The organism is Bradyrhizobium altum (genome assembly GCF_020889705.1).
GTDB lineage: Bacteria > Pseudomonadota > Alphaproteobacteria > Rhizobiales > Xanthobacteraceae > Bradyrhizobium > Bradyrhizobium altum.
Map to the genome: position 1 here is coordinate 1 of NZ_JACMYP010000390.1, position 5,835 is coordinate 5,835.

A 5,835-nucleotide genomic window follows, 5' to 3' on the forward strand; every position below is an offset into this window, starting at 1 on the left:
CGCGATCTCGAGCCGCGGCGCCGGGGCCGCAACGCTGACATCGGTCGCGGGCGCGTAGGTCCGCAGCTGCGTGGTGGAGGTCGCCAATCCCGTCTGCATCGACATCTCGAACCTCAATGCACGGGAATGCGGGCTTGCGCCCAGCGCTGCAGCCGGTTGATCAGCAAGATGATCAGGAACGAGGCCACCAGCATGACGACCGCGATCGCGGTGGCGTCGGCGTAGCGGAATTCGGACAGCCGGATCACGATCAGGAGCGGCGCGATCTCGGAGACGTTGGGCAGGTTGCCCGCGATGAAGATCACCGAGCCGTATTCACCGATGGCGCGGGCAAAGGCGAGCGCAAAGCCGGTGAGCAGCGCCGGGATCAAACTCGGCAGGATGACGCGAAACACCGTGTGCCAGCGATTGGCCCCTAAGCTCGCCGCCGCCTCCTCGATCTCGGGATCGAGATCGATCAGCACCGGCTGCACCGTGCGGACCACGAAGGGGATGCCGATGAAGATCATCGCGATGAAGATGCCGATCGGCGTGAATGCGACCTTGATGCCGAGCTCGGCGAGCGGCGCGCCGAGCCAGCCCTTCTGTGCAAACAGCTGCGTCAGCGCGACGCCCGCGACCGCTGTCGGCAAGGCAAACGGAATGTCGACGATGGCGTCGAACAGCCGCCGGCCCGGAAAGCGGTAGCGCACCAGCGCCCAGACGATGATGGTGCCCATCACCAGATTGACGCAGGCGGCCGCAAACGAAAGCCCGAACGAAATCTTCAGAGCGTTCAGGGTGCGACGGCTGGTGACAATGCCCCAGAACTGATCGAGGCTGAGCTCGAACGTCTTGAGGAACAGCGCAGCCAGCGGAATCAGGATGATAACGGAGAGCCACGTCAGGGTCAGTCCCATGGTGAGACCGAACCCCGGCAGGCTACTGCGCCTTGCAACCGCTGTGCTCACATATCCCCCTGATATCTCGATCAATTCTTGTAGATCTGATCGAAGATGCCGCCCTCGGCGAAGTGCTCCTTCTGCGCCTTGGTCCAACCACCAAAAACGTCGTCGATGGTGAAAAGTTCAACCTTGGCGAAGGATTTTTCGTACTCCTTGGCGATCTCGGGATCGCGCGGCCGGTAGGAGTTGCGCGCGGCGATCTCCTGGCCTTCCTTGGTGTACCAGTATTTCAGATAGGCTTCGGCGACGGCGTGGGTGCCCTTCTTGTCGGCAACCGTGTCGACGACGGCGACCGGCGGCTCGGCCAGGATCGACTGCGCCGGGGCCACGATCTCGAACTTGTCCGGACCGAATTCGCGCAGAGCCAGAAACGCCTCGTTCTCCCACGCCAGCAGCACGTCGCCGACACCGCGCTCGACGAAGGTCACCGTCGAGCCGCGCGCGCCGGTGTCGAGCACAGGGACGTTCTGATAGAGATCCGCGACGAACTTCTTCGCCTTGTCGACCGAACCGAACTTCTTCTGCGCATAGCCCCAGGCGGCAAGGTAGTTCCAGCGGGCGCCGCCCGAGGTCTTCGGGTTCGGCGTGATCACGGCGACGCCGGGCTTGATCAAATCGTCCCAATCCTTGATGCCCTTGGGATTGCCCTTGCGAACAAGGAACACAATGGTCGAGGTATAGGGCGAGGCGTTGAGCGGCAGCCGCTTCTGCCAGTCCGCGGCGAGCAGGCCCTTGCCCGCGATCGCGTCGATGTCATAGGCCAGCGCCAGCGTGACGATATCCGCCTGCAATCCGTCGATCACCGAGCGCGCCTGCGAGCCCGAGCCGCCATGCGACTGCTTGATCTCGACGCTCTTGCCGGTTTCCTTCTGATAGGCCGCGGCGAACGTCTTGTTGAAATCGACATAGAGCTCGCGCGTCGGATCGTAGGACACGTTGAGCAGCGAATAGTCGGCCGCGAAGGCCGAGCTCGCCCACAACAGTCCCGCGACCAGCGGCAGCATACGACGGATCATTTCTGTCTCCATTCAACCTGAGAATGTCAGGGAACACGCAGGACATAACTCACCGTGAAGTGGCCCTAAGTCAACGAAACCGGTTTTCTTTGTTTTCAGCCGCGCAGCGCGCTTGTGCTACGAACTCGCCGCGCTGCGAAGGCTTTTTCACGTCGCTAATCGCGATGGAGCGTCATCGCGATTAGCGCGGTGCCCTACGACATCTTCATCGTATGGATGCCGCATTCCGTCTTCGCCCGGCCCCGCCAGCGGCCGTCGCGTGCATCCTCGCCGGCTGCTGCCCGGCTCGAGCAAGGCATACACCCGACCGACTGATATCCCGATGCGACAAGTGGATGCGGCGGCAGTCTGCCGAGCGTGTAGATCGCCTCGATCTCCTCGCGCGAGACATTGGCGAACGGATTGAATTTCAGCCTGACGCCGTCGTCCTCGACGACAGGGATATCGGCGCGGGCACCGCCCTGGAAACGCTTGCGGCCGTTGATCCAGCCGGCGAACGGCTTCAGCGCACGCGCCAGGGGCTCCACCTTGCGGATGCGGCAGCAGGCGTCGGGATCGCTGAACCACAACTCGCGGACCGGGTCCTGGCGCGACAGCGCCTGCTCATCGGGCTTGATCGAGCGCACATCGGTGAGGCCGAGCGTCTTGATCAGCGTATCACGATAGGCCAGCGTCTCCTCGAACAGCCAGCCGGTGTCGAGGAAGACCACCGGGATCGCCGGATCGACGTCAGCCATCACCCTGAGCAGCGCGGCGGACTCGGTCCCGAACGACGACACCAGCGCCAACTTCTCGCGGCCGACCGTCTGCAATGCGGCCGCGATCACCTCGGCGGGCGACGCTTTGCGCAGCGCGCGATCAAGCGTATCGGCCGCGGGCAATGCGACTGATGCCACTGCAAGCTCTGGTGCAAGCGTGCTCACTGGCCGGCGCTCTCCGAGTGACGCAACTGCATGCGGCGGTTGAGCGCGGTGACGCGGCCGTCGCCGGTCGGCTGATAGAACACCGAATAGCGCTTCATGGTCTGGGCGAACGCATCGGCGTCGGCATCCTTCTTCACCTCGAAAGCATCGAAGCCGGCGCGGGTCATGAACACGAACTGGTCGCGCAGGATCTGACCGGTGGCGCGCAGCTCGCCGTCATAGCCGTAACGCTCGCGCAGCAGGCGAGCCTGGCTGTAGGCGCGACCGTCGCGGAACGTCGGGAATACCAGCGCGACCGAGGCGAGCCGATCGAGATGCGGCACCAGTTCGTCGAGGTTGCGGTTGTTCGGCCAGATCACGCCCAGCTTGCCGGGGCGGCGCAGCAGCGCCTCCGGATCGGCAAGAAAGCGCTCGGCCGTCACCAGCACCGCGCCGTCGCCCGGCAACTCGGCGCCGTCGGCGACATGAACGAACAGATCGGTGGTCAGTCTTCCCTGCTTAACGAGTGGCATAGACGCGCTCCCTGAAAGGCTCGACGCCCAGACGCTTCACCGTATCGACGAACAATTCCTCGGGACGGTCGCGCAGCGCGAGATAGGCTTCGACAATGTCTTCGATCACGTCGGCGACTTCCGCATAGGGAACGGCCGGGCCGATCAGGGTGCCCATCTGCGCGTTCTCGTCGGCGCGGCCGCCGATCGTGATCTGGTAGAATTCCTCACCGTTCTTCTCGACGCCGAGAATGCCGATGTGGCCGACATGATGATGGCCGCAGGCATTGATGCAGCCGGAGATGTTGATGTGCAGCCGGCCGATCAGGTCGGCGGTGTCGTGGTTGGCGAAACGCCGCGTCAGCTCCTGCGCGATCGGGATCGAGCGCGCATTGGCCAGCGAGCAGTAATCCAGCCCCGGGCAGGCGATGATGTCGGTGACCAGATTGACGTTCGGCGTCGCGAGGCCGAGCCGGTCGAGCGCCTTGAAGAGCTGAGCCAGGTCACGCTTGGCGACATGCGGCAGCGCCAGGTTCTGCTCGTGGCCGACGCGGATCTCGCCGAACGAATATTTGTCGGCGAGGTCGGCGACCGCGTCCATCTGCTCGGCGGTGGCATCGCCGGGCGGACCACCGACCGGCTTCAGCGACAGCGTCACGATCGAATAGCCCTGCACCTTGTGCGCCGACACCGAGTTCTTGCGCCAGCGCTCGAACAGCTTGTCATGCGCGGCCTGCTTCAGCTCGTCCGGCATGTGCGGCAGCTTTTCGTAGGCCGGGTACGAGAAGCGCGAGCGGACCTCCTCGATGGCGGTGTGATCGAGCGTCAGCCCGACATCGCCCATCGCCTTCCACTCTTCCTCGACTTCCTTGGCGAACTTCTCGATGCCGAGCTCGTGCACCAGGATCTTGATGCGCGCCTTGTAGATGTTGTCGCGGCGGCCATACTGGTTGTAGACGCGCAGAATGGCCTCGATGTAGCTCAGGATATCGCGGCCGGGGACGAACGGCTTGATGGTCTTGGCGATGAACGGGGTGCGGCCGAGGCCGCCGCCGACCAGCACCTCGAAGCCGGTCTCGCCGTCGGCGTTCTTGTGCAGGCGCAGCCCGATGTCGTGGATCTTGATCGCGGCGCGATCATGCTCGGCGGCGGTGATCGCGATCTTGAACTTGCGCGGCAGGAACGAGAATTCCGGATGCAGCGTGGTGTGCTGGCGGATCAGCTCCGACCAGATCCGCGGATCCTCGATCTCGCCGGGCGCGACGCCGGCCCATTGGTCCGAGGTGACGTTACGCATGTTGTTGCCGGAGGTCTGCATCGCGTGGATGCCGACCTCGGCCAGATCGGCCAGCGCATCGGGCAGCTCGGCGAGCTTGATCCAGTTGAACTGGATGTTCTGCCGCGTGGTGAAGTGGCCATAGCCGCGGTCGTAACGGCGCGCGACATGGGCGAGCCGCCGCAGCTGCTTCGACGACAGCGTGCCGTAGGGGATCGCGACGCGGAACATGTAGGCGTGCAGCTGCAGATACACGCCGTTCTGCAGGCGTAGGATCTTGAATTCGTCCTCGGTGAGTTCGCCGGAGAGGCGGCGCTTCACCTGATCGCGGAATTCCGAAACACGCTCGTTGATCAGCGTGCGGTCGAGTTCGTCATAAGCATACATGTTCGATGAGCCTTACGCCGGCGCGCCTTACGCGGGGACCTGGAGATCGATGGTGACGCCCTTGGCGCGGATATGTTCGCGAAGGTTGCCGGGCTTGACCTTGCCGCCGTCCTTGAGCTCGACCGGCGCGATATAGGGGCCGACCGCGCCGACGTCGTCGGCGGTGGCTTCGGCCAACAGCGCGCGGGCATCGTCGGAGGTGCTGACGACGGCGGAATCGGCGAGTTCGGTGGACCAGCCCCGTTTGGCGGTTCGGTACACGACGGCGCCATCCCAGGTGCGGTTGGCGGTCACCACCGAGGGGCCAGTGATCCTGATTTTCTTCTGTTCGAGCGGAGAGGTCATTCGGCAGCTTTCAGCAGTTCGGAGAACATCTGGTTGGAGAACAGTTGGGTGACGTTGGATCGACTCCACGGCGCGGAATGCGCGACCACGTCGCCGATGATGAGGACAGCGGGACCGCCGTCGACCTGTTTGACCAGCTCGGGCAGCCGCGCCAGCGTGCCGACCGCGGCCTTGGCGTCCGGCCGCGTCACGCGCGCGAACACGCCGACCGGCGTCTCCGGCGAGCGGCCCGCAGCGAGCAGGCCTTCGCGGATCGAGGGCGCCGCGGTCATGCCCATGTAGACGACGACGGTCATCCTGGTGTCGGTCAGCACCGACCAGTCGACGACTTCGGCATCGCGCGCCTTGTGCGCGGTCAGGAAGGTGATGCGCAGCGCCTCGTGCCGGAAGGTCAGCGGCACCTCGAATTGCGCGGCCGCGCCGAGACCGGCGGAGATGCCGGGAATAATGGAG

7 protein-coding genes are annotated in these 5,835 nt (G+C 64.5%); all 7 read right to left on the reverse strand.

The annotated features are described in order from the left end of the window. Positions 1 to 113 precede the first annotated feature (113 nt). Positions 114 to 920 carry a sulfate ABC transporter permease subunit CysT gene (gene cysT / locus H8B02_RS44430; protein ID WP_283842320.1) on the reverse strand — a complete coding sequence of 269 codons (807 nt, stop codon included), beginning with the start codon at positions 918 to 920 and terminating at the stop codon, positions 114 to 116. Positions 921 to 970: 50 nt separating this feature from the next. After that, the gene (locus H8B02_RS44435; protein ID WP_229172084.1) at positions 971 to 1,960 is read right to left on the reverse strand and encodes a sulfate ABC transporter substrate-binding protein; all 990 of its coding nucleotides are present in this window, start codon (positions 1,958 to 1,960) and stop codon (positions 971 to 973) included. A 194-nt stretch (positions 1,961 to 2,154) separates the two neighbouring features. Continuing rightward, positions 2,155 to 2,883 carry a phosphoadenylyl-sulfate reductase gene (locus tag H8B02_RS44440; RefSeq protein ID WP_229172085.1) on the reverse strand — a complete coding sequence of 243 codons (729 nt, stop codon included), beginning with the start codon at positions 2,881 to 2,883 and terminating at the stop codon, positions 2,155 to 2,157. Then, complete coding sequence (locus H8B02_RS44445) at positions 2,880 to 3,395, reverse strand: DUF934 domain-containing protein (protein WP_229172086.1); 516 nt, start codon at positions 3,393 to 3,395, stop codon at positions 2,880 to 2,882. The genes H8B02_RS44440 and H8B02_RS44445 overlap by 4 nt, the downstream gene beginning before the upstream one ends. Further along, positions 3,382 to 5,037: a nitrite/sulfite reductase gene (locus tag H8B02_RS44450; RefSeq protein WP_229172087.1), complete on the reverse strand. Its 1,656-nt coding sequence runs from the start codon at positions 5,035 to 5,037 to the stop codon at positions 3,382 to 3,384. The genes H8B02_RS44445 and H8B02_RS44450 overlap by 14 nt, the downstream gene beginning before the upstream one ends. Positions 5,038 to 5,064: 27 nt before the next feature. Next, entirely contained in the window at positions 5,065 to 5,382 is a 318-nt protein-coding gene (locus H8B02_RS44455; protein ID WP_229172088.1) for a DUF2849 domain-containing protein, read from the reverse strand. Next, positions 5,379 to 5,835: uroporphyrinogen-III C-methyltransferase (locus H8B02_RS44460; RefSeq protein WP_229172089.1), on the reverse strand; the 457-nt coding region annotated here is incomplete at its 5' end. The genes H8B02_RS44460 and H8B02_RS44455, both read right to left, overlap by 4 nt.